This is a genomic window from Mesorhizobium sp. P2_F7 (assembly GCF_056403695.1).
The window spans coordinates 705988-732193 of record NZ_JBFUFA010000003.1; the positions used below are offsets into that span (position 1 = coordinate 705988).

Genomic DNA, 26206 nt, shown 5'->3' on the forward strand with positions numbered 1-26206 from the left:
CTCACACAACCAGGGAGGAAGACATGACTATCAGAAAGCTAGACGATCTGACACGCCGTCAGATCATGCACGGAATGGTAACAATGGCTGCCTTTGCGGTGGCCGGTTCGCGCGGCGCGTTCGCGCAGAGTGTCAATATAACGTTGCCGGTCATCTCGAATAAAAGGTTCGAAGGTGCCAAGGTCATCGTTGAAAGCCAATCCGGGCCTGTGATCAGCGGTCCGATCCAGATATTTGGTCCGATCTGGGAAAAGGCCACCGGCGCAACCATCGAACTGGTCACCTATCCGTTCGGCCAGATGTTCGAAAAGCTGCGGACAGAGTTGAGTTCGGGAGCCTACACGTCCGATCTGATCAACTATCAGACCACTTGGGGCGGAGACTTCATGGGCGGGGGTCTGATGGAAGAGGTCCCCGAGGATGTGCTGAAGCTCATCCAGGCTGACGACATCTACCCAATCTTCCGCAAGGCGATGAGCTTCGACGGGAAGACATACGGCATCGCCTATGACGGCAATGCCCACAACCTATTCTACCGCCGCGATCTCTTCGAAAACGCGGACTACAAGAAGAAGTTCGCCGACCAGCATGGCTACGAGCTGGCGCCTCCGGATACCTGGGAGCAGTTCTACGACGTCGCCATGTTCTTCTCGTCCTTCGACTGGTCCGGCACAGGCAAGAGCTACGGCTTCGTCGAGCCCATGGGACGCGGCACCGGCGGCGTCTACTTCCTTGTTGGCCGCGGCGTCAGCTACTCGAAAAAGGCCGGCGACCCGTACGTCTTCTTCAATCCAGATGACATGTCGCCACGCATCACTGAACCAGGCTGGATCCAGGCGCTGGAGGACTGGAAAAAGGATCTCGAGGCAGGCCCGCCCGGACTTGCGCAGTACGGCTTCTCCGAATCGCGCCCGACATTCGTCAGCGGTCAGTCGGCGATGATCACCGACTGGGGCGATATCGGCACGCTTTCATACTCGGAAGGGTCGAAGGTCAAGGGCAAGACCGGAACCGCGCTGACACCCGGCGCCAGCAAGGTCTATGACCGTACCGCCAAAGACTGGATTAAGCCTGAAGGTAGTTCGAACCATGCACCTTACCTCGGCGTCACCGCCTGGCTATTCGGCGTCCCGGTCACCGCCGAAAACAAGGAAGCGGCTTGGGATCTCGCGGCCTTCTTCTGCAACCCTGAAGCGTCGACCAAGCTCGTCGCCTTCCCGGACAGCGGCATTCAGCCGTCGCGTGCCAAGACGATCCAGGACCCGCAGCCGCTGATCGACGCCGGCATGGATCCAGCCGATGCCAAGCAGTACCTCGAAGCGATCGGCAAGGCGGTCGGCCATCCCAATGCCGTGCTCGATCTCTCGATCCCAGGCAGCGGCGAGTACTACAACTCGCTGGATGTCGAGGCATCGCGCTTCATGGCGGGCGAAGTCAGCGCCGAACAGGCGATGAAGAATGCCAGCGATGCCTGGAACCAGACCACGGACCGGCTGGGACGCGACAACCAGTCGAAACTGTACAAGGCCGCGCTGGCCGGTTGATAATTGGGGCGCCGCGGTCAGACCACGGCGCCCTGATCTGCGGGAGGAATTCAAGTGGACCGTCAGGGGAAGAAACGCAGCCTCGTGCCGGTGCTGTTCGTGGCGCCCGCGCTGTTGCTGGTCATCGTGCTGACCGTGATTCCACTCCTGTCGTCGCTCGCCCTGTCATTCCTTAACTGGGACTTCGGAAACCGCATGGCGCCGGTTCGCTGGGCGGGACTGAGCCACTGGGCGCGGCTGTTCTCCGACACGCATTTTCACTACGTGATGTTGACCACTCTGCTGTATTTCGTGGTCGGCATACCTATACAGTTCTTCATCGGCCTCGGACTGGCGCGTTCGCTGGACCGCGCCCAGCGGCAGCAGAACTGGCTCAGAATCATTTTTCTTATCCCCATGATGCTCAGTCCAGTCGTCGTCGCCTTTGTCGTCGGCCGCGTCATGTTCAACGAAGCCGTCGGCCCCGTTAATGCGGGATTGATGGCGGCGGGACTGCCGACGGTCCCCTGGTTGACGAACAGCATCGGCGCTTTCGTCACCGTGCTTATCGTCGATACCTGGCAGTGGGTGCCCTTCTTCATGCTCGTGCTGCTGGCCGGGCTTTCGGCCCTCCCCAACGAAGTCGAGGATGCCGCACGCCTAGACACCACATCGGACATCCAAGCATTCTGGCGCGTGACATTTCCCATGCTTTTGCCGTGGTCGGTCACCGCGATTCTCATCCGCTCGATTGAGATGCTGAAGATCGCCGACGTCATTGTCGTCCTGACGAACGGTGGGCCCGGCATCGCGACCGAGTCGCTGACGCTCTACGCCTATCGGGTCGGCGTCGTTAATTTCGATCTCGGCTATGCCGCTACGCTGGCCTTTTCGCTGGCCATCGTCGCCACTGTTGTCGCGACGGTCATCCTGGCCGCGACGCGCCGTCTCGTGGAGCGTCTGACATGACGAGAATTAGACGCAAGATTCCGGTCTGGCGCATAACGCTGCAGGTTGTCTGGTTTATTGTCGTCGTCTTCCCGCTCTACTGGATGACGATCACGGCCTTCAAGGAACGAGCCGACGTATTTCCGCTTCCGACCTTTCTCCCGTGGGTTGATTTTGAGCCAACGCTTTCGGCATTCCGAACGGTGTTTGGCCAATATCGGTCGCAACTCTTCAACGCACTGGCGAACTCGGCCATCGCCTCCTTGGTCGGCGCGTTTGTCGCTACCTTCGCGGGGGCGCTGGCAGGATACGGCCTGGCTCGCTTCGACTACCGCCAGTTCGGCTGGAAGAACGACAACATGGCGTTCTTCTTCATTTCACAGCGGATGATGCCCCCGGTTGCCGTCGTGTTTCCGTTCTTGCTGATGTATCGTTACGCTGGCGTACTCGATCGGGCATGGTCGCTCGGCATCGCTTACGCGCTGTTCAATCTGCCTCTGGCGATCTGGATCACTCGTGACGCCTTCCGCGCCGTCCCTGCCGAGGTCGAGGAGAGCGGCCTGGTGGACGGCTGCACCCGGCTCGGCGTCTTCTTCAAGATATCGCTGCCTATCGCGTTCCCTGGCTTGGTGACGGCATTCTTCGTCTCGATCATCTTCGCCTGGAACGAGTTCCTGTTTGCCTTGATCCTCACATTCCGTCGATCGCAAACGCTGCCCGTGTTGATTTCGGGTCAGGCCAATGAACTAGGCGCCTACTGGTGGATCATGTCGGCGCTTGGTCTGATCGGGATCATTCCAATGGTCGTGCTCGGATTGTACGCCCAAAAATGGTTGGTGCGCGGCCTGTCGGCCGGCTCCGTGAAAGGTTGAAGGCTGATGTCGCGCGTCCTTTTTGATCATGTCTGGAAAAGCTACGCCAGCGTCGAGGTGGTGCGGGATCTCAACTTGGCCGTCGAGGAAGGCGAGTTCTTGGTCCTGGTCGGGCCCTCGGGCTGCGGCAAGTCGACCACTTTGCGTATGCTTGCGGGACTGGAGGATGTCACGAGAGGCGACATTCATATCGGAGACCGCAATGTCACCTACGCCGAGCCTCGAGAGCGGGACATCGCGATGGTGTTCCAATCCTACGCGCTCTATCCGCACATGTCGGTGAAGGAAAATATTGGTTTTGGACTGAGGAACCGAGGCGTGGCGACCGCCGAAATCGACAAGCGCGTCAAGAATGTCTCCAGCATGCTGGAGATCGGCCATCTGTTGGAGCGCCGGCCACGCAATCTGTCGGGCGGCCAGCGCCAGCGCGTAGCCCTGGGCCGCGCGATCGTGCGCGAGGCTGGCGTCTTCCTCATGGACGAACCTCTTTCAAATCTCGACGCGCAACTTCGAGTGAGCATGCGCAGCGAGATCATCAAGCTCCATCAGCGGATCCGCTCAACGACCGTCTACGTCACTCATGACCAGGTGGAAGCTCTGACCATGGGCTCCCGGATTGCCGTCCTCAAGGACGGCCGGCTAATGCAGGCCGACACCGCTGAGAATCTCTACGAGCGTCCCGGCAGTGTGTTCGTTGCCACTTTCATCGGTAGCCCCGCCATGAACATTCTGAGTGGGACGGTCGAGGGCGGTGACGGTTGTCCAAGCATCCGGTCCCGCCAGTTCAAGTGGCCCGTCGATCCGAAAGCCTCCTTGAAGCCCGGCACGCAGATCGTATTCGGTATGCGCCCTGAGCATTTGATCGTCGGGGCAGAGGGCCAGACCGGTAATCCGGCGACCGTCACGCTGATAGAGTCCACCGGCAACGAGGCCGTGGTTCTGCTCGATGCTGGTGGCGACGTGTTGAAGGCTAGGGTGCCCGGGCGTGTCAGATTGAGAGTCGGACAGATCGTGTCCGTCAGCGCCGATCAGAGCGAACTGCATTTTTTCGACGCGACCACCGAAGAGCGCATCAGGGCCTGACGGAGCCACGGAATGTTCAATGGTTTGGTGTCGCCACCGAGCGCCAGCCGCAACCGGAGTATTGTCAATGAAGCCAGTTAATGTAGCCATTCTCGGCGCCTGCGGGTGGATGGGGAAATGCCATTCCATGGGCTATAGAAATGCTCCGTTGATGTTTCCAGAGTTAGGATCCATTCCGAGGATCGCTTGGCTGGTGGACGAAGCGGTCGAGCGGCTCGCGAAGATCAAATGGGCTTATGGCGACGTCAAGACGTCAAACAACTGGCAGGACGTTCTGAGCGATCCCRACGTCAATCTGGTCGACATCTGCCTGCCCGATCACCTGCATTTTGCAGCGTCGAAGGCCGCTCTGCTGGCCGGCAAGAATGTCTATTGCGAGAAGCCTTTCACGGCGACCGCCGAGGAGGCGCGAGAACTGGCTGACATCGCCCGCGCGAAGGGATTGGTTACCCGGGTCGGCCATAACTTTCCCAAAAATCCGGTGCACGACCTGACAAAGGAAATCATCGACAATGGCGAGATCGGCGAGATCGTTCTCTTCCGGGCCTCGATGCATGTTGACGTTTTGGCGGATCCGCGCACGCCCTTCATGTGGCGGTGTGACGGCAATCTGGCCCCAACCGGCGTCGTCGGCGATGTGGCCTCACACCTGTTCTCGTTCATCCACCGGCTCGTCGGCCAGATCGATGAACTTATTGCGGACGTCGCCACGGTTACGCCGGAGCGCACCTATAGCGAGGGTTTTGGCTATGGCGCTCAAGGCAAAGCGCAAGAAGGGGGGGTAAAGCGCTCGGTGACCAATTCGGACATGGTCAACCTGATGTGCAAATTCGCCAACGGCGGACGCGGCGTTATCGACGTCAGCCGCGTGGCCTCTGGTCGGCGGTTTCTCCAGAAATACGAGGTCTACGGAACGAAGGGCGGCATCGAGTTCAACTACGATGAGGTGAATCGCCTGCGCTTCTTTTCAATGGCTGACGCGCCCAACCGCCAAGGCTACCGCCTTATCGACGTAGGGCCGGAAAACAAGAACTTCGCATCCCTGTTGCCAGTTGCCAATTTCGGCCTCGGTTACAATGAATACAAGGCGATCGAGGTCTCGGAAGTTATTCGTTCGGTTGCGATCGGCAAGCCGGCCTGGCCGACCTTTGGTGATGGTTACGAGATTATGCAGATCGTCGACGCATGCTTTTCTTCGTCAGCCACACGGCAATGGACAACGGTCTAGGGAAAGATGCTGCTCGTATGAACCCGAGCGCAAAGATACCAAGTTGGCGCCGGGCTCGAGCTACAATGCTGCCCGCATGCTGCGTCAAGAACAGCGCGGCTCGATCTAGAGCAGGAGAATATCTGTAGGAGTCGTGGGGTTCCCAAAGCAGGGCTGATCTGATCCAACATCGCTGCTGGGAGTAGACCAGTCTCGATGGCTTTCTACTGGATTGACCTTCGCGATCGGGTTATCTCAGTCAAGGTTGAAGGGCTTTGCCGTGGGGCGGCGGCGGCTCGGTTTGGCGTCAGCCACAGCGCCGCCATTGAATGGCTGAAGCCATTGGATGAGACCGTAGGGCGCAGTCGCCAGACGCCTTCGGCTCTGCGAATTTGCAAGTCCGTCCTCTCTCCTCCTGGCTAAGAGGCTTGGATAAAGCGTCTTTGCGGCGCGGCCAGGTTCGCAGTTCATGCCGACCGCCTTTTCGATCGAAGCTGTCTTGTTGCGTAGACCAGCTGTCCGACGAGGTGATTTAGCGCCGAGCCGGGCAGACCGAGTAGCAGCAGTTCATGCGCGTCAAGGGCACTGTCAATCGACGCGACAGTATACGAGACCCACCGAGCAATTATCCTATCTTTGGAGGCCTTGCCGGAGCTGAAATACGCCTCCCTACCCGGCGGTCGCGAGAAGCAATTTGATCTGCATCTCCTCAAGCAGCCCCAAAATAGGGCTGTAACTCGAATGCGTTAGGCACGCTTCGCCGTTGATCGTTGTCACACCGACAGACTGCATATCTTCGAAATCAGGCAGAATGCATGGTCCCCACACACGCTCAAGGCGCAGCGGTCCATACGATACTGGGAATGGAAGGTCACCAAGATTTGTCAGCACAGCCTCATGGGCAAAAGCTACGGACGCGAAGTCTGCCGCGCTGGCCACATCCGGCCGCCCGCTGATGAAGTCCTGTACAGCAGACAGGGCTGGATAGAGACCCGAGCGTGTCTTGGCAGGGGCAATCTCAGCTCCGATCCATCGAGCTGAGTCCCAAAACGCGTCAGTTTCCGATCCTAGACAGCTCGAAGCTGAGCCGAGATAGTTGCCGCAGTGTTGTCCGGCATTGAGGGCTGCTCGCATATTGACCGGCGACCAGACCCGAACTGGGATTGTGCTCCAGGCGGTGGACAGCTTGCGTGCTGCGAAGGTCAATGCGGTCGCCAATGCACAATGGACCGTAGTGGCTTCGGCCCGCGCCCGGGCGCGCAACTCAGCGGTCAACTGCTGCGATAGAGAAAGGCTGCTTATGAAAGGATGGGACCCGTCCCGGAGACGATAGCCCTTTGGCTTTGGAGGAGAATCGTCAGCAGCCGGAACAGGCGGCGCGGGGATCGGCTCCGGTGGACCCGCATTGAAGAGTTCATCCTCAGATGGAGTCTGTGGTAGGCTTGGGGGAGGATTCCCCGCCAATGTTGATAGGATATCTCGTATTGCGTATGCCAGCGAAAACCCGTCTGCGATCGAGTGATGGGCCGCGAGAGTGATCGCCGCGGCCCCGTCAGTGTGGACGAGGACGGCTCTGATGAGGGGCGAATCCTCTTTGGAGAATGGGATTCCGAGTTCGGCGGCGACCTCAGCCTGCCACCTGCGGGCAGGGTCGCCCTCAACGATCCTCAATGGGATCCTGGCATCTTTGCGCTGGCGAAAAAACGGCCCGTCTTCTGCAGCTTCGATCGCCACCGACATCAAGGCGTTACGGCGTTGCACGGTTTCGAGAGCGGTTCGCCAAGCCCCCACTTCGGTCTTGCCGGCGACGTGACCGGTCAATGTGAAGTGCAGTGGCCGGTGCCTATCGATCAGCCAGAATAAGTGCTCAAGCGCCCCTAGTTTCCGATCGGTGTGGACATGCTCATGCTGGATAACGTTCTCCACAGGTTTCTTCCTGCCTCTCCATTTGGCCACTTTTTGTTTAGGGATTGATCGATCCTGGGCATCCCAGGATCGATCTGCCCCGGCATGCGCGCTGCGGGTTCAGTCGTTGCGGGCAAAATCCCACAAAGCGGATCACCATGCAAAGCGGTGCCGGCACTAAATTAGGCGGTCACCACATCAGTTGCTAGAAAAAGCTCTGGGAGGCCCTTGAGCCGATCCGCACGTAGCGGGTCAACGAGGGCAAGTTCAAGCGCTGCGATCGTTTAACTTTGGCCGTCGCCTGAAGCATAAGTATGCACCTCTTGCATACGACAGGACTTTGTCGGTAATTTAGTAGTGCGGGCTCAAGGGCTGTGGACGCATCAGCGATTGATCCGGCTGCATCGGGATAATGAGTCAATTGCAGTGCTGAATCGCAGGTGCATGATCTCGTTTCGGGGACTTAGTCGTTTTCGGAATGGCAACAAACCCGCATGAGAACCAATAGGCCGAGGCGCGTGGCTCGACTTAAGCCTCAATGTTGGAGCGGCATTTGCGGAATCGCAGCTTTGGCGATGCTGACATTTCCAACACTCGCTGCGGATGCAACGCCGCATTCCATTTGGGAGTGGGGCAATTTGACCGGGGACTGGTCCGGTGCACGAACAGCCCTAAGCGATCGCGGGATCACGCTTACACTGGATTATGTAAGCGAAGTGATCGTGAATTTGCGAGGCGGTCTCGATCGCCAGACTACTTACGAAGGCCGTCTAGAAGCTTCGGCGGACTTCGATTTAGACAAGCTTACGCACTGGCGAGGCGGGTCAGCGCATGTGACGGTCTATCAGATCCACGATGTAAACCAAAGGAACGCGGCTGACAGCGTTGGAAGCCTTGGCGACCCTAGCAACATCGACGCGTTGCCCACCACACGCCTATTTACGGCCTGGGTTCAGCAGGAGTTCCCCAACAATAACTCGCTTCGGATAGGCCAATTGTCGGCCGATGAAGACTTTTCGGTAATGAAGTCAGCAGGCAACTTGCTGAATGGCGCTTTTGGCTGGCCGGTTCTAAACGGAGTAGATATGACAAGCGGCGGCCCCGCATATCCACTCGCTACGCCAGGTGCGCTGGCGGTGCTCCATTTGCAGCCGGATGTCGTTCTTCGTGCCGGGTTATTCAGCGGGGATCCAGCTGGGAATGATTGCCGGGACGACCCTCAGGTTTGTAACCGGCATGGAACCACGTTCAGCACTAGCGGCGGTGTGCTGCTGATGGGGGAGTTAGCCTATGAGGTCAACCAGGAAGACGGGGTCAGCGGTCCCGCCAGCGCCCTTAAGATAGGTGGTTGGTATCATACGGGAACATTTGCCGACGAGCGGTTCGGCCGCGACGGTGTCGGCAACGTCGTATCGTTGGCAAACCCTAGCGCGGTTGAACCTCTTACGCACCGAGGCGATTGGGGACTATATGGCCTAGTGGACAATACGGTGTTCACTTCCAGACAGATGAGTGTGAGTGCGTTCCTGCGCGGGCAGGTGGCACCTTCCGACCGCAACCTTGTAGCATGGGGGTTGGATGCCGGTATCGCTATCAAGGGTCTCTTCGAAAATCGGAAAGACGATACACTGACCATGGCTGTAAGCCATTCTCGCATTAGCACCATGGCGACCGGCTTGGACAGAGATATATCCGCTGATTCAGCGGGCTATCCGATTAGGGACGCCGAGACAATTTTTGAGCTGAACTACTTCGTCGCGGTCTCGCCGTGGTGGTCAATTCAACCCGACATTCAGTATATTGTTCATCCCGGCGGAAATGTCCCTGATAAATCGGGAACGCAAGCTGTCAACGATGCGTTCCTGGTAGGCGTGCGTAGCTTGATCAGCTTTTAGCATCAGCGAGCGGGCCTAAGCCATCATGCGAGGCGCTGCGTGCAGCCCAAACCGGGCCCCGTCGCGTTCCGCGGGGACACCCAGGCTGCGCGTTTCCGTATGGTTGTCTTTGCTTGCCGAGAATTTGCGGTAACTGTAAGCGGTGGTTCCTGACGCGATCTTTGATCCTGTATTGCATCGGAGATAGGTTACTGTTTGGACCTGCCCTTGCGTTTGGGCCAAGGCCAGTCGGCTCGACGTGATCAACGGTGGACGGCGTCGCTGGTCGATGGATGACAAGACGTGGATCGTCGCAGAGACACTGGAGCCGAACGCAATCATCTCCGAAGTCGCCCGGCGTCGGTCTTAATTAGGCCCACAGCAGGAGTTCGCCTGGCGGCGCGAAGCGCGCAAAATAGACCGCTTCGGTGCAGCACGAATCCCCGGCCTTCGAGCCGGCGGTGGTGGCGACGCCGCCTTTAGAACCTAAGCCGACGCGTCAAGCAGAGCCGCCGAAGTACACGCTGGCGCGCGAGTATATGTCCAAGGTCTATCTGCAGCAGGGCGGCGTCGAAGCAGCCCAAGCGCCGTCGTCTTAAATCGAGAGGCGCTGCGACAAGAGGTGCAGTGAATACACGCTGCTTGTCGAGCAGATTGATACCTACACGGAAGCTGACTGATTGCCGGCGAGCGAAAACGACCAGGAAATTCAACTTCGACACGGCTGCTAAGTCCCGCGCAGCGGTCCACGTTTTCGTGAAGCTGACCATCCGCATTGTTCATCCTGCTCCCCTGTGCGGAACACGTTCTTCCGCCGCGATTGCCAATCGCTTCTTGTTACGCCGTCGCCGCCTGAACTTGTGTCGGCCGCCGTGTCGCCGGCACAAGTAAGGCAAGGGTAAACGCTATGATCATGGCACAAGCCAGCATGGCCCACACCTCATTAACGGCTTGGGTGAGCGCCGCCTTTTGAATAAGTGGTTGCAAGATGGCTTCGACGGCGGGGTCGACATGCTCTGAAACGGGGCCAGTAACGAAGCCGGGTGGCAGACCGATGAGCGTCGCAATCTTGCTGTCGCCTGCCAGAAGATCCTCGCTAAGGTTTTTCGCAATCGTTGGAGATCGTCCCCAAATGACCGTGTCGATCAACGCCAGGCCGATGGCTCCGCCAAGATTGCGCATGAGATTGAATAAGGCGCTGGCGTCAGGGAGATTTTCTGGTGAAATGTCGCCAAGCGCCAGCCGGGTAGGAGGCAACAGGCATAGCATGATGGCGGATCCACGGATGACCTGTGGCCAAAACATGCCATCGAAGTCTGTCCCAATTGTAGAGAAAGCACTCATCGCCAGGCCAGAGCCGAAAACCGCGAACCCAAACATGGATAGCACTTTCGCGGAGGTGCGCGGCTCCAACCAGACAGCGACAGGCGATGTCGCCATTTGCGTGACGCCAGTGACGAGCATGATGAGCCCGATAGTGAGCGAGCCGTGATCGCGTACGAAAGACAGAAAGACCGGCATCAGATAGACCGAGCCGTATAGTCCCATGCCAAAGATGAAGCTCAGTGCGCATCCGAGGGAAAAGCTCCGCTCGCCGAAGAGGTGCAGGTTCAGGACTGGCGATCGCTGTCTCAGCATGCGGGCTCCCAAGGCAACGCCTGCTCCTAGACTGAGGACCAGCAGGAACGGAGTAGGTCCTTGGAGCCAGCCGAAGGTAGGCGCCTCCTTCAGCCCGATCTCCAAGGAGGCCAAGCAGGTTGCCATAAGAGCCAGACCCACGACATCCAGAGTGCGTAGCAGCGGTTGGTCTAATTTTTTCTTCGCCAGCATCGTCACGCCAAACGCACAGGCGATGATGCCGGGAGGCACATTGACCAGAAACAGCCAATGCCAAGAGGTCGTCTCTGCAATCCAACCGCCAGCTACCGGGCCGACGCTCGGCGCGAGGACCGCCAGCATTCCAGCGATCATTGTCGCAATCCCCTGGAGATTTATGGGAAACAGCAGGAAAACGGCGGAGAATACGAGCGGGATAAGCATTCCGCCGGAAAAGCCCTGCAATATCCGCCAGGCGATCAAGGTCTCGAATCCATGGCTTACCGCACAGCCGATGGAGGCAACTGTAAAGACGCCAACGCTCGCCGAAAACAGGATGCGCACCCCCAAGGCGCGTGTCAGAAATCCGGTCAGCGGGATCGCGATCACCTCGCTGATTAGATAGGCGGTCTGCACCCAACTCATCCGATCGTCGCCGATGCCGAGAGCAGAGCGGATTGCTGGGAGCGCAGTCGCTACAATCTGTACGTCCAGCACGGCCATGAACATGCCGAGGCACATCGCAGCGAAGCCTACCCATGTTGCGAATTGAACCCGCACCGGTTGGTCGGTTGTCATAACGCGCGACCGACTGGCTTCGGACGCGCAATGCCGAGAGCAATGTTCTCAGCCGAAATGCGTACGAGCATGATAACCGCATTCAGAGCTGAGAATATCAGCGCATACCAGCCTAGATGGAAAGCCATCGGCAGTAGTGCGATCTCTGCTACGACCACCAAATAGTTGGGATGAGAAATCACTGCGTACGGTCCGCGTATAACCAAAGGCGAGTTCGGCAATATGATGATGCGCGTTGTCCAGCGTCGTCCCAACGTCGCCAAGATCCAAATCCGGAGGGGTTGGACGGCGAGATAGGCGAGCAGCAACTCCACGTCGATGGAACGGCCTGGCGCCAGCCACCACAATCCCCCGAGCCAACTTGCGTGAAGCATAACCAGAAACGGGTAATGACCAGGCGCCGCTTCCCAAGCGCCTCTGTCAAGAAGCCTCTTTGTATTGTGGTTGGACAGCATCAGCTCTCCAAGCCTTTGGAGACTTACCAATGCAAGGACAAGAACCGCTTCCATCGTCATGCCGCCCGCACGAGAGACACACATGATGCACTGAAGCCCGGTCCCATGGCCAAAAGTGCAGTCCGCTTCGGCAGTCCCTCGGCAACTGCTCTCGCAAGAACGAACAGGACTGTTGGTGCCGACATGTTTCCGAAGTCGCTCAGCACCGTTCTCTCGTGATCAAGTGATCCTTGATTTAGTTTCAGCGAGCGCTCAATTGCAGTTACCACCTTCGCCCCCCCGGGATGGCAGATGAAGCGTCCGACGTCGCGCGTGCGAAGGCCTAAGCGTGCCAACACACCTTCCACCGCGGGGCCTAGGTTGGTCGCGGCGAAGGCCGGCAGGTCCGGTGCAAGAAGGACACCAAAACCCACGGGATCCATGTTCCATCCCATAATGCCGAGAGTATCCGGCCATAGATATTCGCCTGCGCCGTCGATCATTGCGATGCCTGGCTCGCCAGAGCGCAGGACACACGCTGCGGCGCCGTCACCGAACAGCGCCGTGGAAATCACGTTGGTCTTGTCGAGAACGTCTGAGCGAAAGGCCAGCGAGCACAGTTCAAGAGAAACCATAAGAACTGTCGACCCCGGCCGAGCCGCTGCCATGCGCGAAGCGATGGCCAGGCCGCTCACGCCGCCCGCACAACCAAGGCCGAATACCGGAACGCGTTCGATATCGGGCCGGAAGCCCATCTGCCGGTGCACTACCGCGTCCAGGCTTGGCGTCGCGATCCCCGTGGAAGAAATGAAGACAACGACATCCACGTCATTTGCCACGCATCCTGCGGCGTCGAGCGCCTTGGTTGCGGCCTCGACGAACAAACGGCTACCTTCTTCCACGTACACAGCAGTGCGCTCAGGCCAACCCTGCGGTTCGAGATACCAGGCAACTGGGCGCGCGACGTGCCGCTTACGTATGCCAGTGTTTGCGAAGACGCTCGCCATACTCGGTGAGCGCTTGAAAAGATCCGTGAAAAGGAGTTGTGCCATCGCGGCTGCTTCTTCCTGCCCGACTACATACGGTGGAAGCGCCGTGGCCAACGAAAGCAGACCAACGAAGCGGCTTGGGCCGGATGCGCCAGCCGAAATATCAACGTCGTGCTGCGAGGGTACGGTGAAGTCAATTCTGTCCAGCATTGTATCATAGCGAGCCCAGTCGCCAACTGCAGCGATGGACGTCGTCCTCAATCATGGTTTCATCATTCCGGCGAAGCCCGGCAGAGCTTCGTTCCGCTGAGCAGTGCAAGTGTTCTTTGAATAACGCTAGAAAATCACATTATTATTGAAAATAGACCACATGCCTTGGAACCAATCGTATTAGATAATCGTACAGATATTATATACTTTCGTATGGATTGTCATTGCGAGGCTATGAGTATTACGCTGCCGGCATATCTGAGCTGCTCAGTGATTTGAAGCTGTCTCGTTGACGGAAGTCCACCGGTGCGCAGCCTGCATCGTACGTGCGTATGACCGACTGGCTATTCGCATACGTCACTTTCTCCCCATCCGCATCCGTTCCAATCAAGGATGAACATTATGCGCAAAATCATCAATAGCCTGGCACTCGCAGCTGCTTTCGGCCTTTCGGGCGCAGGAGCCGCGCACAGCGCTGAAGAACTGAAGCCAACGGTCGTCCTGGTACACGGAGCTTTCGCAGGGTCGTCCAGTTGGAACGGCGTAATCGAAGAGTTGGAAAAAGATCGCTTCCACGTCATAGCTGCCGCCAATCCACTGCGTGGCGTAGCAAGCGACGGCGTCGCCGTGTCAGCCGTGGTCAAGTCCGTCAACGGCCCTGTGATCCTGGTCGGTCACTCATATGGTGGCGCAGTGATCACCGAGGCTGCGAACGGCAACGCGAATGTGAAGGCCCTTGTCTATGTGTCGGCGTTCGCGCCTGATACGGGCGAGACGAGTCTCGGCCTGACGGGCAAGTTTCCGGGCAGTACTCTTGGCGACACGCTCGCTCCGCCGGTGGCCTTGAGCAATGGCATGACAGATCTTTATATCGACCAGTCCAAGTTCCCACAGCAATTCGCCGCCGACGTACCGGTGGGGCAGGCACGGTTGATGGCTGCCACCCAGCGACCGGTGGCGCAAGCAGCTCTGACGGAGCCCTCGGGTGATGCTGCTTGGAAGACGGTGCCCTCATACTGGATTTACGGCACGGCTGACCGAAACATCCCGCCGGCCGCGATGAAGTTCATGGCCGACAGGGCCAAGTCGCGGGACACGGTGGCCATCGACGGCGCTTCCCATGTTGTCATGATATCCCATCCAAAACAGGTCGCTTCAGTGATCAGGGATGCCGCAAGCGCAAAATAGTCACGGCCGATGCACGGAGCGAGCCGGCCGACACCGTCGGCCCGGCCGCCCCTGCGTCCGGCATCGAACGCCGGCGGTACAAGCGCATGCAGTAAAGTATAAATGGGACCTCGACTATGACATCGAGCACACCTCACCTCAGCGGCCTCCAATGGGATGTGCTAACGGTCACCAGGCCGGGGCTTACCCGGGATTCGCCGCCGGGCAAAGAAGACCTGGCGTGGGTGGCAAACTCTTCAACGTTGATCTACGGCGCTCGCGACGCGGTGCTGGTGGATACGTTCCTGACAGTAGAGCAGTCACGCGCGCTTGTAGACTGGGTTATTGCCAGCGGCAAAAAGCTCATCACCATTTATGTGACGCATGGTCACGGGGACCACTTTTTTGGCTTGGCGGGGTTGCTTGGACGCTTCCCGGATGCACGCGCCGTCGCGGCGCCAGAGGTGGTTGAGGCGATGCGCAGCCAGTTGACCGACGCGTGGCAGAGAGACTTCTGGCGCCGCCTCTTCCCCAACCAAATCCCGGAGCATCTGCGCGTCGCCGATCCGCTTGAGAGCGGCACGATGGAACTGGAAGGCCACAACCTGGATGTTGTTGACACCGGCCGCACGGACACCGCCCATTCCACCGTCCTGCACGTGCCGTCGATCGGCCTGATTGTTGGGGGCGATGTGGTCTACAACGGCATCCACCCGTATCTCGGCGAGACCAATACCGAAAGCAGGCTCGAGTGGATTGCCACGCTGACGAAGCTGGCGGCCCTGAAGCCGAAGGCGGTGATCGCGGGCCACAAGGTCCCGGCAAACAGGGACGACCCAAGCGTCGTCACAGAGACGCAACAATATCTGGAAGATTTCAATCGCCTCGACGCGGTCACGTCCAACGCACGAGAACTCTATGACGCGATGCTGGCGCTGTATCCGGATCATGCAAACCCCGGTTCGCTGTGGGGCGGTGCAAACAGGGCGAAGCAGCGCAGCTAGGACGGACGGGCGAAGCCACTTGCCACGGGCATTGACTCGCCGGGGTTTTTCTCGTGCCAAGTTTTCCCCGAATCGCGTGTGCACTGCACGAGCCAACACCAGGATGCGACACGATTCATCGAAATCTGCGGGATCTGAGCAGGCTGCGTATCGCCTCGAACGTCAGAGTTAATGTCGACAACGCGCACGATTCCGGACACGGAGATGGCGCCACCACGTCGCTCGGACCAATCGAGACAAGCAAACGTCAGGCTCCTTTGAGCGCCCGACGGACGTCTTTGGCAAATTCCTTGATTGTGAAGCCATCAGGCAGCGAGTCTATCAGGACGAGGTCGGAGATGGCGTTGCGGACACGCAAAGGCGCGATCGCCTGATATGCGGCTGAATTGTACCAGGCGCTCGCAGCATCGCGGCTTGGGAACTCCATCAGCACGACCGAGCCCGGCCAAGCCCCCTCGAGCACGTCGACTGAGCCTTGCGCCAGCCACCTACCGCCATACGGTGCAACCGTAGCCTCCACCTGCTCAAGATAGGACAGACCTTCATCGTTGGGTACATCGCCAGGGATTCGCAGGTGGTTGACTAGATAGGTCGGCATGGAAAATCCTCGGTGGAACGCATGGTGTCGCGGTAACGAAGAAGAGAGGGCGTGCGACATCGCCTTCGCAACTCTTCCAGATCACTCCGGAATGATATCTGGCCCGTCGCTTGGAAATCTCGCGAGTACCGTCGGATTAATGTTCAGGTGCGGCGAAACCTGTTGCGGGGCGTATCGGCGAGCAAGTCGGATGGTGACCTCCTCATGGCACCTTGAATACTGCGACCGGACGCCGTTAGGTCGTCTGATGTCATCGATGCAATGTCCTTGGCAGCGCTTAACATTGTCGGGTTGACGTCGACCGTTTTCGCTAGGATCGGCATCAAACACCGTCACGCGACCTTGCCCCTCCATTCAATATTGCCTTTCGTCGGTGTTCTGTTGCACGGAGCGGGTATTGACCGGCGCAAGGAGCGCCGCTGCCTGCGGCGCCGCGATACTCGCCAAAGCAGAGCAACAGGTCTTTTAAGAACGCCGCAGCGATTTCAATATCGCCCGATGCAACGCGCCCATAGGTGGTCAGAAATAGCCGACCGATCGGTGCCGACTCGAAAGCAACGATGGATCTCGGCGGAGAGTAAGCGGCATTCCATGCCGGACCTTCGACTCCGCCGCATGTCAAGAGCACGCTGCGTTGGCGCTAGGGAGCCATGGAGCGGCCAGCGATGCAGCGGATGGTGAAGCCAGGTTTGATTGGCGTCTGGGCACCGGCCCGACAACCCAAGATCTGCGCCATCCATTCTGCGGGACTTCATCGAGGAAGGTTAAAGAGAATTCGTCATGGCACGGCCAGTCAGCAACAGTCTTTCAGACAAAAGCGTAGTGGTTAGAGGAAATACATAAGTCAGGGTGGGGGCTATTCGTCTATCCATCAACGCAGTTTGCCGTTGGTACCACTTGAACCAGGGAAGGACCATACCCCATGAGCATCAGAGCTATCTGCCTCGGTACCGCAATAGCGCTTTTCCTGTCTGGCGGCATTGCATTTGCCGGCACGCTGGGCGAGCCGGAAACTATGAAACCGTTCTTTACGGATGCCAGCATGAAAACCATGAAGCCGATGAAGGAATTCAAGAAAGTCTTCATGGCTATGCCTGCCGAAAAGCAAGAAGCGATGAAGAACGAGTGCGCAGGCATGACGCAGCCGTACACTGCCTTCTGCGCGAATGTGAATACGCTCGGTGGCCATAACTAAGGCCCATTCATCCACGCGCAACAGCTACCGCCGCGGCTTGCAAGACCAAGCGATGTTGTGAAAGGGCCGCCGGCAGCGACTAGATCATCGCCCCTCACATCGAGAGCTTCCACCATGTGAGCGCCACTGCATCCCTTCATCGTCGTGCGGGGTGTCAACCACTCGGTGCGACGAAGCCGTGGACGTTGGCGCCCTAATCGAAAAGGCCGCCCCCAAAACCGGCGAGGCGACCGAATTGGCAAACCGAAAGCCGCCGCGCGCGAAGGCGCGGCGGCGTTCGTACCCGCGCAAGAGGTTCGTCTATGAATGCCTGATCGAGGGGGCCATTCCGACAAGCTTGCGCTACGGACTGACTGAAAATCGAGCGAATAGAACCTGGCCGCCGCCCGTTACGTCAAAGGCAGACCGCTCCCCACCGTAAAGCGACGAAGCTGCTGAGCCGTGATCCATCCCGGCGACCGGGTCTGCCACGAGGCGACAACCAGAAGCAGGCCGATATTCTCCCGCCCGGTTCGCCGGGATCGATCCTGCGGTAGTGAAGGCCCTGCATATAAGCAGTCGGGCATGGTGCTGGACCTAGCACCTTGACCTGTTTAGGCGGCAAGATCAGCTCTGGGCGGGTCACCCCCGTCTTGAGCTGCTTTCGCGCTCCGTCATCGAGCTGACCCCGCATGTTGCGCTTAGGTGACGGTTTGCGGATCGATAGGCAACCCCTACATTTGCCCCGTCGCCGAGGCCTCGCCTGTCGTATCGAGGCGGCGGCATTCGGAGCAAGGATCTGCACTGCGCGGCAACGAGTGACAAGATGCCGCGCGGCGATGTGCTGGGCACCCGGGTCAATTTCGATTGCGCGGCACCGTCGAACATCTATGTCGAGCCACTGTTCAGCCGCGACTCGGCGCAGAGGATGCAAGATGGTCTTCGCCATGCTGGCGCGGCCACCGCCTTGACCCCCACGGCCTCGACATCGATATTGTCAACGCTTCGCTGTACATCCTCGTCGATGGCGCAAGGCGAGCCCGGCGCGCTTTGGCGTCGCGGCACGCGGCACCGCCCGTGTGACGATTGCGGAACCACATCGCCTCGGAAGGAACGGGCGGCAGGGCTGAGCCACCAAACCGCAGCAGCTCGTCACTGGTGCCACGGCGCGTGTTTGAAGAATGTGCTGCTGCGGGTGGCGCGTCAGTCCGGCTCCCGCTTAGCGCTACCGTTAGGCGTCACCAGCGTCGATCAGGCGACCAACTGCTGTTCCGGCCAATGCCATCTGCACCTGTTCAATGCGATCCGCTTGAAGGTCGATGTCGCCAATACGGTGGTTGCTCCCTGACACTGATGAGATCTTAAAGACTCAGTTTTTCGGACGGGACCCCGACCGGATCGCTGCCGACAAGGCATACCAAAGAATGTCTAAACCTAGATCAAGCGCTTAATCTCCCTGCCCAGCGTAGTATGTCGCCGCGAAATGCCGACGGCTATAAAGTCCTGGTTATCGACGCACGGGAGACGTGCCTGACCGGAAGGACAGCGATCATGAATGACAGCCTCTCACCGCGCGAAATCGCGCAGGCAATGGTGGATGTTGGCGCCGCCAAAGCCGGTCACAGCATTCCCGATCTTGTGATCCGTGGCATGCTTTCTGGCGCGCTCCTGGCCTTCGCGACGAGCCTGGCCCTGCAGGGTGCGCTTCAGACAAATGTCGCGCTTGTCGGCGCTCTTATCTTCCCGGTGGGATTTGCCATCATCGTCATCCTCGGCCTCGAGCTCCTGACCGGGAATTTTGGACTGGTACCACTGGCAGTCCTGGCTCGCCGCACGACAGTCGGCCGAATGTTGGCGAACTGGTTCTGGGTTTTTGTTGGCAACATGCTCGGCTCCCTCGCTTTTGCCGGGCTGCTCTATGTCGTCCTGACCGATGTCAGCAATGTCGGGGCGGGTGCGCTCGGAGATCATCTGCGCTCTCTCGCTGAAGCGAAGACGATCGCCTATGAACCGTATGGTTATGATGGACTGGTGACCGGTTTCGTCAAGGCCATGCTCTGCAACTGGATGGTCTGCCTCGGTGTCGTCATGGGAGCGAGTTCAAGGTCCGTCGTCGGCAGGATCGTCGGATGCTGGCTACCAATATTCGCCTTCTTCGCGCTCGGTTTCGAGCACTGCGTCGTCAACATGTTCGTTATTCCTATGGGGATAATGCTAGGGGCCAAGATCAGCATCGCAGACTGGTGGTACTGGAACCAGATACCCGTGACCTTGGGCAACATTGCCGGGGGATTCTTGTTCACGGGGCTCCCCCTCTACTGGACTTATCTGAAGGGCGGCGCGGAAGGCACGCCTGCTCCCGCGGCCAGGATGTCTTTTGGCCCGGCCGAGTGATCTGCCTGGCACCTCCCGCGAACACCTCCGTCCCTCAACATTGAGCTACCCACATTGCATCGCGAAAGAATGTAGTCGTTTCGAGAAGAAGCCCTCTGTCCGCTCCGCCATGATAGCGGCATCCCAGCAGACAGTATCGATTGGATTCGGCAAAACCCAGGAGAGGCAGGCGCAATGTATTGGAGACCAGACATGCAGTGTCGAACCAACGGATGGTTGTGGCTGTCAGGTTCGTGTTCGATCGACTTCAGCCCGGTTGGCGAGTTGCAGTCGCCGCCATTGCAAACTGCCTGATAGCAATGAACACGAGCCACCTCGAACTTTCGCCCGGTCTTTCGCTTCAGCTGCATTTCCGCTCGGTTGACGCGGCAAGTCTCGTAGAGGCCGAAATCGTCGACGAACGCAGGCGAGCCATCGTCGAGGAGATTCCACGGCTCCGCTGCTACGCGCGCGCGCTGGTATGGGACCGCGATGCCGCCGATGATCTTGTACAGGACTGCCTCGAACGGGCGCTGTCAAGGATGGCAAGTTGGACGGCTGGCGATACGCCGCGCCGTTGGCTGTTCACGATCATGCACAACCTGTTCATCGACCAGTTGCGGCGCGCCAGACGCAATGCCCGGGCAATGGCCACGATGTCAGACACGATAGATATGATCGCGGCATCGCCACAGGCCGACAGGCTGGTGTCGGTCGATGTATTCTCGGCGCTTCAGCAGATCAACCCCGAACGGCGTGCAGCACTCGTGCTTGTTGCGGTCGAAGGCCTCTCCTACGACGATGCCGGGAAGGCGCTGGGCATTCCAGCGGGCACGCTGACGTCGCGGATCGCCAGAGGCAGGGAGGAGCTGCGATCAATCCTCGAAGGTGTTCCTCGGGCGAGACGACCAGGGTGAGGAAAGATTAAATCCGCACCGTTTTCAAAACGAGCCCAAGGCACACCTTCCAAGCAGGCGTGCCGTCAAGGTCATATCCGGCGAGCAAGCGGAGCCAGCGCGTGGCCGCACTCTATACCGGATGGCGACTTTGACATCTCTGGTGGTTTAGGCCTTGACGCCTAACCGTTCTGCAATCCGCACCAGGTCGGGCAAGGTTCGGACCGCCATCTTGCGCATGAGATGTCCGCGATGAATCTTGACCGTAATTTCGCTAAGGCCCATCTCGCTTGCGATCTGCTTGTTCATCAAGCCCTTGGTCACCAAGAACATGACCTCCTTTTCGCGAGAAGTCAGCGTTTTGTACAGTGCTGATAGCGTCGCCGCTTCCTGGTCGGTTTGCCACCTTATGCGGTCGTTCTCGAGTGCGCCGAAGACCGCATCAAGCATGTCCTGTTCCCGGAAAGGCTTGGTCAGAAAATCGATGGCTCCGGCCTTCATCGCCCGCACCGACATCGGAACATCGCCATGTCCTGTAATGAAGACAATGGGCATCTGAATGTTCGACTTTGCAAGATGAGCCTGGAATTCCAGCCCGCTAACGCCGGGCAACCGGATATCGAGCACGAGGCAGCTGGGCGTTTCCGGCAGTTTGCGCTGTAGGAATTGGCTGGCCGAGGCAAACAACTCGACATGCAGCCCCACAGATCTGAAGAGGCCTCTCAGGGCATCCCGCACAGCGTCATCATCATCAATGACATAGACGATCGACGCAAAAGTCGTCGACGCGGAGGGGCCTGGATTGGAACCTGCTGTCACGATAGCAATACGCCTCTCACGATTCCCGCTGCGGAATTGCAGCACCATCTTAGCATATTAGTTTGGCAACGAGACCCGCCGGGGCAAGACGTGGGGGATCACCGAAACCCAGCTGGAGTTCAACCGCATAGGTTTGCGATAATCTTCCCGGAACGAACGCAAGTGCCGATTTGGAACCTTAGCGACTTGAGCTTGGATGACCTCGAGGAAGGCGTTCCAGCGTGCTTTCGCGTTACCAGTTCATCGCGACGGTTATCGGCCGGATCATGGCGCGGGGATCAAAGCCGATCTGCCTCCCTGCCCAAGATTGCTGTGATCGTCAGAGCGCCGAAGGCGCCACCGCCAATACCATCGTATGCGTCGCATAGCTGATGATATGATCCATTCAGACTGCCATCTAATGGAGCAGTTTTCCCACCCGTGTACCTTGGCCTGGCAAGCAGAGGAAAACTCTGAAGGCAGAGGAGCATGGTCCAATGCAGTTCGACTCATTGTCTGAATCCGAACATGACGATCGGCGGCCGGGAGAGGATCAACCCGTCCTCCCTCGACGCAAGGGCATAGCGCAAGCGATGCAAGCCGACGGTCAGCGCCGAAGGCCCGAACTCGGCTCGTCATTGGTCGACGCAGGGCGAGACGGTTACCCGATGGCGCCAGATTCCGGTGTGATTTCGATCCCCCTCACTCATATGAATGTCGTTCTCTCGGTTTCCGCCGCAGCGATGCAGCGACCGCGTCGCGGTGGTCTGTTGATGCATGCAAATGCAGCGGCAGAAGCTGATGCCGCGGCCGTGCGCAGAGGGGCTTTGGCACAATGCGCAGAAGCAGACCGAAACGCGATGGACGGGCTGGGTATCTTGGACACCCCCCGGGATCTCGGCCTTGCCGAACTGGTCCCGCAAAGGCATTCCTCTGATCCGGTCGTCGAGCGTCTTTCCCGCGCGCTTGAGGCGGCCGAAGGCAGTCATGATGGATTTGGCGATCTCTATGCCGACGCAGTCCGCCTTGCTATCGTAACCCGATTGCTCACCCTGCGTTCAAATCCAGAGCCAGACCCGAGGGCGCGCGCTACGGCCGCCCTGCCGAGATGGCGGTGGAAGCGGGTCGTCGAATACGTCGATTCACATCTCGATGAGAAGATTGCGCTCGCCGATATGGCCGCAGTGGCGGGGCTCAGCCGAATGTATTTCGCCGCTCAGTTCCGGACGGCCACTGGCATTCGCCCGCATGAATTCCTGCGGTGGCGGCGGATTGACCGCGCCAAGCAGATGCTCAGCGAGACCGAGATGACCCTGGTCGATGTGGCGCTAAGCGTGGGCTTTCAGAACCAAGCCCATTTCACCACCGTCTTCAAACGTTTCGTTGGCGAGACACCCTATCGCTGGCGTTGCTGCAATCGCACGGAGGTAGCAGCTCGCCCCTGCGACAGCGCTCCCACCGTCTTGCGCTACCCGCCTCGTGGCTCGGATAAGCAACACATGAAACTCTCCCCACTGGGAGGATTGCGCTCCCGCAGCGCTGCCAGCGCAACATAGTCTACATCGCTGGCAACACCGCGATGCAAGGATGTCGCTTGGTGGAATGCTCCTTGCCGAGGAAGGATTTCTTCAGCTCTCCCCACAGGTTCGCCGATGGCCAAAGATATCCGTTCTAACAATGCACCGGCTGGCGGATGGGGAGCGCTCAAGTCGCTGGGCGGACACCTCATCGAGCAAGGGATTCCGATCAAAGGGGCAGCCACGCTGGGGCGCATGAACCAGCCGGAGGGATTTGACTGCCCCGGCTGCGCTTGGCCCGACCCCAAACACACATCATCCTTCGAGTTTTGCGAGAACGGCGGCAAGGCTGTTGCCTGGGAAGCCACCGCGAAACGCTGCACGCCGGAGTTTTTCGCCGCCCATACCGTTGCCGAGCTTTCGAGCTGGAGCGATTTCGATCTCGAGATGGTTGGGAGACTGACCCATCCGATGGCCTACGACGCCGCATCTGATCACTACCTGCCGGTCGATTGGGACGAAGCCTTTGCAACCGTTGCCCGCCACCTCAACGGATTGACAGATCCAAACATGGCCGAATTCTACACATCCGGCCGCACCTCGAACGAGGCAGCTTTCCTCTACCAGCTCTTCGTGCGCGAGTTCGGCACCAACAATTTCCCTGATTGTTCGAACATGTGCCACGAGGCCACCAGCGTCGGCCTGCCGCACTCGCTCGGCGTCGGTAAGGGTACCTGCCTGCTTTCCGATTTCGACAAGACGGACTGCATCTTCATCTTCGGACAGAACCCTGGCACGAACAGCCCTCGCATGATGACGAGCCTGCGCAACGCCTCGCGGCGCGGAGCAACCATCATGTCCTTCAATCCGTTCCGCGAGCGCGCTCTGGAGCGATTTCAGTCGCCCCAGAGCCCGATCGAAATGGCAACGCTTACGTCGACGCCGATCAGCGCCAAGCTTTATCAGGTGCGTGTCGGCGGCGACGTTGCGGTCGTGAAGGGACTCATGAAAGTTCTCACGGAGGCAGACGATGCCGGGCGCGCTAGCGAACTGCCGGCGATCCTAGACTGGGATTTCATCAACGGCCACACGACGGGTATCGAAGCTCTCACCGTCGACCTGCGGGCGACGCGATGGGAAGACATCGTGTCCCAGTCAGGGCTCACTCGCGACGACATCGAATACGCCGCTCGCGCCTATATGCGCGCCGAACGAGCGATCATTGTCTATGGAATGGGCATCACGCAGCACCGGCGGGGCGCACAAAGCGTGCAGCAGCTGGCGAATCTCGCGCTGCTGCGCGGTCATATCGGCCGTGAGGGCGCCGGACTTTGCCCCGTACGCGGCCATTCCAACGTCCAGGGCGATCGCACGGTCGGTATCACCGAAACGCCGACAAAGGAATTTCTCGATCGGCTTGAGCGCCGCTTCGGCTTCAAGCCGCCGTCCCAGCACGGCCACAACGTCGTGACCGCGCTGGAGGCCATGAAAGAGGGCAAGGTGAAAGTGTTCTTCGCAATGGGCGGCAACTTCGTGTCCGCGATTCCTGACTGGGAGGTGACACGCGCTGCCTGGCGCAAGCTCGATCTGACGGTCCAAGTGTCGACCAAGCTCAATCGCAGCCATCTCATACATGGACGCGACGCGCTGATCCTGCCTTGCCTCGGACGCACCGAAATCGACGTCCAGGCCACCGGGCCGCAGTCGATCACGGTCGAGGATTCGATGTCGATGGTTCACGCGTCGGCGGGCCGTAATGTTCCGGCGTCAGAGCACCTGATGAGCGAACCTGCAATCGTCGCCGGCATTGCGAAGGCAACAATGGGTGCACGGTCCGTCGTCGATTGGGAATGCTTTACGGCCGACTATAACATTATTCGCGACGCGATTGAAGACGTGCTCCCGATCTTCCAGAGCTACAATGCCCGCATTCGCATACCCGGCGGTTTCCATCTGACGTCAAACGCGCGCGAACGTGTCTGGACGACAGCTTCCGGTAAGGCGAATTTCCTAGTCTTCGATGGCCTCGGCGAGGATCCGCCCCAGGACAGCCTGGATGTGCTATGGCTGACGACGGTGCGCAGTCATGACCAGTACAACACCACGATATATTCAATGTCCGATCGATATCGCGGTGTGTTCGGTCAGCGCGACGTGGTCTTCCTCAATGAACAGGAGATGGAAAGGCGTGGCTTCCAGGCCGACGACCGCGTCGACTTGACCACTGTGTCCACCGACGGCGTAGAACGCCGCCTGTCAAATTTTCGGATCGTCCCGTATTCGTTCCCGAATGGCAGCTGTGCGGCTTACTATCCCGAGGCAAATCCTCTTGTACCGCTCTATTCGCACGATCCGACGAGCTTCACGCCCTCTTACAAAGCAATTCCGGTACGCATTTCACACTCGCGTACCGAGGCGAGTTGATCATATGCGAAAATCGAGCGCCAGTTCGCTTCTGACGATGAAGGTCTCCTCTGCCGCTTCGAGATCGTGGGCATCTCTTGGGCAAACGTTCCGAAGGAGAAATGGGCAGAGTGGAAATAATGTTCGAGGTGTTGAGCGCTCACTGAAGTCTTCGAAATTTGCTTAGAAAAGGAAACCGAAGTGGCGAACATGAGTCCCTTGGACCAATACCAATCTGCCTCCAGGAGGCTCCGCCGTGGCGATCTTGGAGCCGCATCGCGCTGGGTCGCAGCAAAGTGGCTGGATGGGTTCGGGCGCGACAGCGACGGCGCCAGCGACAGTGTCGAGCTGGCGCAGTTTGGGTTTTTGGAACCATATATGGCCGAAGCAATCGTGCTGGAACGGGGAGTAGACTTCGTGTTTGCGAAATGGGGCGCGGCGCTAGGCGCGCTTTGTGGTGGGGACCGTAGCCGTCATAGGCTGTCCGCGCTCCCTCAGCCCAGCCGTGGGCAGCTCCGCCGCCTGTGTGTGCGGGCCGCTGCGGAGCAATTGCCGCAAGCGCGACACGCGATCTGGGCATTCGATGGGCAGATTTGGGAGTGTGCCATGCTGGCGCTGCCAACCGCCGGCGACGAGCTTTCCGCCACGCGACTTCTCATCGCCCTGTTCTTTGCCCCTCATCCAATGTTTGCCGCCGCACCTCGTGCGCGCGGCGAAGCGTTGCGTTGGAGGCGAAGCTCCAACGCACGCCGCGCACGCGCCATTCTGCCGAAATCCTGAGGCGCCCGTCCGCTCCTCCCGCGGGCGCCCGAACTGGCGGTGGGTCGCATCAGCGAC

The 26206-nt window shown here is 59.0% G+C and carries 22 protein-coding genes and 1 pseudogene; 16 read left to right on the forward strand and 7 right to left on the reverse strand.

The window, feature by feature from the left end; genetic code table 11:
- Nucleotides 1–23 precede the first annotated feature (23 nt).
- The 5 genes from AC1DZ8_RS13185 (at nt 24) to AC1DZ8_RS13205 (ending at nt 5654) form a co-directional block, all read left to right on the forward strand.
- Nucleotides 24–1544 carry an extracellular solute-binding protein gene (locus AC1DZ8_RS13185; protein WP_477309966.1) on the forward strand — a complete coding sequence of 507 codons (1521 nt, stop codon included), beginning with the start codon at nt 24–26 and terminating at the stop codon, nt 1542–1544.
- 54 nt (nt 1545–1598) lie between these two features.
- Complete coding sequence (locus AC1DZ8_RS13190) at nt 1599–2492, forward strand: carbohydrate ABC transporter permease (protein ID WP_477309965.1); 894 nt, start codon at nt 1599–1601, stop codon at nt 2490–2492.
- Between the two features lie 83 nt (nt 2493–2575).
- Nucleotides 2576–3343 carry a carbohydrate ABC transporter permease gene (locus tag AC1DZ8_RS13195; RefSeq protein WP_477400995.1) on the forward strand — a complete coding sequence of 256 codons (768 nt, stop codon included), beginning with the start codon at nt 2576–2578 and terminating at the stop codon, nt 3341–3343.
- 6 nt (nt 3344–3349) lie between these two features.
- The gene (locus AC1DZ8_RS13200; protein WP_477309963.1) at nt 3350–4426 is read left to right on the forward strand and encodes an ABC transporter ATP-binding protein; all 1077 of its coding nucleotides are present in this window, start codon (nt 3350–3352) and stop codon (nt 4424–4426) included.
- Between the two features lie 67 nt (nt 4427–4493).
- Nucleotides 4494–5654 carry a Gfo/Idh/MocA family protein gene (locus AC1DZ8_RS13205; protein WP_477400997.1) on the forward strand — a complete coding sequence of 387 codons (1161 nt, stop codon included), beginning with the start codon at nt 4494–4496 and terminating at the stop codon, nt 5652–5654.
- Between the two features lie 301 nt (nt 5655–5955).
- On the opposite strand, the pseudogene AC1DZ8_RS13210 reads toward AC1DZ8_RS13205, so the two are convergent.
- Both AC1DZ8_RS13210 and AC1DZ8_RS13215 read right to left on the reverse strand, forming a co-directional pair.
- Nucleotides 5956–6258, reverse strand: a pseudogene (locus tag AC1DZ8_RS13210) (antitoxin); the annotation flags it as partial.
- A 44-nt stretch (nt 6259–6302) separates the two neighbouring features.
- Nucleotides 6303–7559, reverse strand: a complete 1257-nt coding sequence (locus tag AC1DZ8_RS13215) for a phthiocerol/phthiodiolone dimycocerosyl transferase family protein (protein ID WP_477309961.1) — start codon at nt 7557–7559, stop codon at nt 6303–6305.
- Nucleotides 7560–8113: 554 nt separating this feature from the next.
- On the opposite strand from AC1DZ8_RS13215, the gene AC1DZ8_RS13220 reads away from it, so the two are divergent.
- Both AC1DZ8_RS13220 and AC1DZ8_RS13225 read left to right on the forward strand, forming a co-directional pair.
- Nucleotides 8114–9433, forward strand: coding sequence for a carbohydrate porin (locus tag AC1DZ8_RS13220; RefSeq protein WP_477309976.1), 1320 nt, complete (start codon nt 8114–8116; stop codon nt 9431–9433).
- 407 nt (nt 9434–9840) lie between these two features.
- Nucleotides 9841–10011, forward strand: a complete 171-nt coding sequence (locus tag AC1DZ8_RS13225) for a hypothetical protein (protein WP_477309960.1) — start codon at nt 9841–9843, stop codon at nt 10009–10011.
- Nucleotides 10012–10249: 238 nt separating this feature from the next.
- Here the strand turns inward: AC1DZ8_RS13225 and AC1DZ8_RS13230 are convergent, their stop codons facing one another.
- Genes AC1DZ8_RS13230 through AC1DZ8_RS13240 form a run of 3 tightly spaced genes read right to left on the reverse strand, consistent with a single transcriptional unit; the run spans nt 10250 to nt 13439 of the window.
- The gene (locus AC1DZ8_RS13230) at nt 10250–11806 is read right to left on the reverse strand and encodes a DHA2 family efflux MFS transporter permease subunit (protein ID WP_477400999.1); all 1557 of its coding nucleotides are present in this window, start codon (nt 11804–11806) and stop codon (nt 10250–10252) included.
- Nucleotides 11803–12321, reverse strand: a complete 519-nt coding sequence (locus tag AC1DZ8_RS13235; protein ID WP_477304845.1) for an isoprenylcysteine carboxyl methyltransferase family protein — start codon at nt 12319–12321, stop codon at nt 11803–11805. The genes AC1DZ8_RS13230 and AC1DZ8_RS13235 overlap by 4 nt, the downstream gene beginning before the upstream one ends.
- Nucleotides 12318–13439, reverse strand: a complete 1122-nt coding sequence (locus AC1DZ8_RS13240; protein ID WP_477304844.1) for a type III polyketide synthase — start codon at nt 13437–13439, stop codon at nt 12318–12320. Before AC1DZ8_RS13240 ends, AC1DZ8_RS13235 begins: the two co-directional genes overlap by 4 nt.
- Nucleotides 13440–13841: 402 nt before the next feature.
- Between AC1DZ8_RS13240 and AC1DZ8_RS13245 the strand changes: the two genes are divergently transcribed.
- Together AC1DZ8_RS13245 and AC1DZ8_RS13250 are read left to right on the forward strand one after the other, a co-directional pair.
- A complete protein-coding gene (locus AC1DZ8_RS13245; protein ID WP_477304842.1) occupies nt 13842–14627 on the forward strand; it encodes an alpha/beta fold hydrolase in 786 nt (261 codons plus the stop codon).
- 116 nt (nt 14628–14743) lie between these two features.
- Nucleotides 14744–15610, forward strand: a complete 867-nt coding sequence (locus AC1DZ8_RS13250; RefSeq protein ID WP_477304840.1) for an MBL fold metallo-hydrolase — start codon at nt 14744–14746, stop codon at nt 15608–15610.
- Nucleotides 15611–15857: 247 nt separating this feature from the next.
- Here AC1DZ8_RS13250 and AC1DZ8_RS13255 read toward each other — a convergent pair whose 3' ends face one another.
- Nucleotides 15858–16208 carry a DUF1330 domain-containing protein gene (locus AC1DZ8_RS13255; RefSeq protein WP_112392519.1) on the reverse strand — a complete coding sequence of 117 codons (351 nt, stop codon included), beginning with the start codon at nt 16206–16208 and terminating at the stop codon, nt 15858–15860.
- Nucleotides 16209–17130: 922 nt separating this feature from the next.
- Between AC1DZ8_RS13255 and AC1DZ8_RS13260 the strand changes: the two genes are divergently transcribed.
- The 4 genes from AC1DZ8_RS13260 to AC1DZ8_RS13275 all read left to right on the forward strand — a co-directional run bounded on the left by AC1DZ8_RS13260 (nt 17131) and on the right by AC1DZ8_RS13275 (nt 20672).
- Entirely contained in the window at nt 17131–17403 is a 273-nt protein-coding gene (locus AC1DZ8_RS13260; RefSeq protein ID WP_112392518.1) for a hypothetical protein, read from the forward strand.
- 805 nt (nt 17404–18208) lie between these two features.
- Nucleotides 18209–18730 (forward strand): hypothetical protein, encoded by a 522-nt coding sequence (locus AC1DZ8_RS13265; RefSeq protein ID WP_477304837.1) that lies wholly within the window; start codon nt 18209–18211, stop codon nt 18728–18730.
- 203 nt (nt 18731–18933) lie between these two features.
- Nucleotides 18934–19776, forward strand: a complete 843-nt coding sequence (locus AC1DZ8_RS13270; RefSeq protein ID WP_477304835.1) for a formate/nitrite transporter family protein — start codon at nt 18934–18936, stop codon at nt 19774–19776.
- A gap of 197 nt (nt 19777–19973) precedes the next feature.
- Nucleotides 19974–20672 (forward strand): sigma-70 family RNA polymerase sigma factor, encoded by a 699-nt coding sequence (locus AC1DZ8_RS13275; protein WP_477304833.1) that lies wholly within the window; start codon nt 19974–19976, stop codon nt 20670–20672.
- Nucleotides 20673–20819: 147 nt separating this feature from the next.
- Here AC1DZ8_RS13275 and AC1DZ8_RS13280 read toward each other — a convergent pair whose 3' ends face one another.
- Entirely contained in the window at nt 20820–21518 is a 699-nt protein-coding gene (locus AC1DZ8_RS13280; protein ID WP_477304831.1) for a response regulator transcription factor, read from the reverse strand.
- 428 nt (nt 21519–21946) lie between these two features.
- Here AC1DZ8_RS13280 and AC1DZ8_RS13285 point away from each other — a divergent pair, with 428 nt between their 5' ends.
- The 3 genes from AC1DZ8_RS13285 (at nt 21947) to AC1DZ8_RS13295 (ending at nt 26149) form a co-directional block, all read left to right on the forward strand.
- A complete protein-coding gene (locus AC1DZ8_RS13285; RefSeq protein ID WP_477304829.1) occupies nt 21947–23005 on the forward strand; it encodes a helix-turn-helix transcriptional regulator in 1059 nt (352 codons plus the stop codon).
- A 96-nt stretch (nt 23006–23101) separates the two neighbouring features.
- A complete protein-coding gene (locus AC1DZ8_RS13290; protein WP_477304827.1) occupies nt 23102–25390 on the forward strand; it encodes an FdhF/YdeP family oxidoreductase in 2289 nt (762 codons plus the stop codon).
- 585 nt (nt 25391–25975) lie between these two features.
- A complete protein-coding gene (locus AC1DZ8_RS13295; RefSeq protein ID WP_477401003.1) occupies nt 25976–26149 on the forward strand; it encodes a hypothetical protein in 174 nt (57 codons plus the stop codon).
- Nucleotides 26150–26206: the final 57 nt, after the last annotated feature.

What these genes read in the sequence shown, in the direction of transcription:
- AC1DZ8_RS13185 (WP_477309966.1), top strand. Translation starts at nt 24, where the DNA reads ATGACTATCAGAAAGCTAGACGATCTGACACGCCGTCAGATCATGCAC.
- AC1DZ8_RS13285 (WP_477304829.1), top strand. Translation starts at nt 21,947, where the DNA reads ATGCAGTTCGACTCATTGTCTGAATCCGAACATGACGATCGGCGGCCG.
- AC1DZ8_RS13290 (WP_477304827.1), top strand. Translation starts at nt 23,102, where the DNA reads ATGGCCAAAGATATCCGTTCTAACAATGCACCGGCTGGCGGATGGGGA.
- AC1DZ8_RS13250 (WP_477304840.1), top strand. Translation starts at nt 14,744, where the DNA reads ATGACATCGAGCACACCTCACCTCAGCGGCCTCCAATGGGATGTGCTA.
- AC1DZ8_RS13280 (WP_477304831.1), bottom strand. Translation starts at nt 21,518, where the DNA reads ATGGTGCTGCAATTCCGCAGCGGGAATCGTGAGAGGCGTATTGCTATC.
- AC1DZ8_RS13295 (WP_477401003.1), top strand. Translation starts at nt 25,976, where the DNA reads ATGCTGGCGCTGCCAACCGCCGGCGACGAGCTTTCCGCCACGCGACTT.
- AC1DZ8_RS13195 (WP_477400995.1), top strand. Translation starts at nt 2,576, where the DNA reads ATGACGATCACGGCCTTCAAGGAACGAGCCGACGTATTTCCGCTTCCG.
- AC1DZ8_RS13235 (WP_477304845.1), bottom strand. Translation starts at nt 12,321, where the DNA reads ATGACGATGGAAGCGGTTCTTGTCCTTGCATTGGTAAGTCTCCAAAGG.
- AC1DZ8_RS13200 (WP_477309963.1), top strand. Translation starts at nt 3,350, where the DNA reads ATGTCGCGCGTCCTTTTTGATCATGTCTGGAAAAGCTACGCCAGCGTC.
- AC1DZ8_RS13230 (WP_477400999.1), bottom strand. Translation starts at nt 11,806, where the DNA reads ATGACAACCGACCAACCGGTGCGGGTTCAATTCGCAACATGGGTAGGC.
- AC1DZ8_RS13245 (WP_477304842.1), top strand. Translation starts at nt 13,842, where the DNA reads ATGCGCAAAATCATCAATAGCCTGGCACTCGCAGCTGCTTTCGGCCTT.
- AC1DZ8_RS13265 (WP_477304837.1), top strand. Translation starts at nt 18,209, where the DNA reads ATGCCGCGCGGCGATGTGCTGGGCACCCGGGTCAATTTCGATTGCGCG.
- AC1DZ8_RS13260 (WP_112392518.1), top strand. Translation starts at nt 17,131, where the DNA reads ATGAGCATCAGAGCTATCTGCCTCGGTACCGCAATAGCGCTTTTCCTG.
- AC1DZ8_RS13270 (WP_477304835.1), top strand. Translation starts at nt 18,934, where the DNA reads ATGAATGACAGCCTCTCACCGCGCGAAATCGCGCAGGCAATGGTGGAT.
- AC1DZ8_RS13255 (WP_112392519.1), bottom strand. Translation starts at nt 16,208, where the DNA reads ATGCCGACCTATCTAGTCAACCACCTGCGAATCCCTGGCGATGTACCC.
- AC1DZ8_RS13240 (WP_477304844.1), bottom strand. Translation starts at nt 13,439, where the DNA reads ATGCTGGACAGAATTGACTTCACCGTACCCTCGCAGCACGACGTTGAT.
- AC1DZ8_RS13220 (WP_477309976.1), top strand. Translation starts at nt 8,114, where the DNA reads ATGCTGACATTTCCAACACTCGCTGCGGATGCAACGCCGCATTCCATT.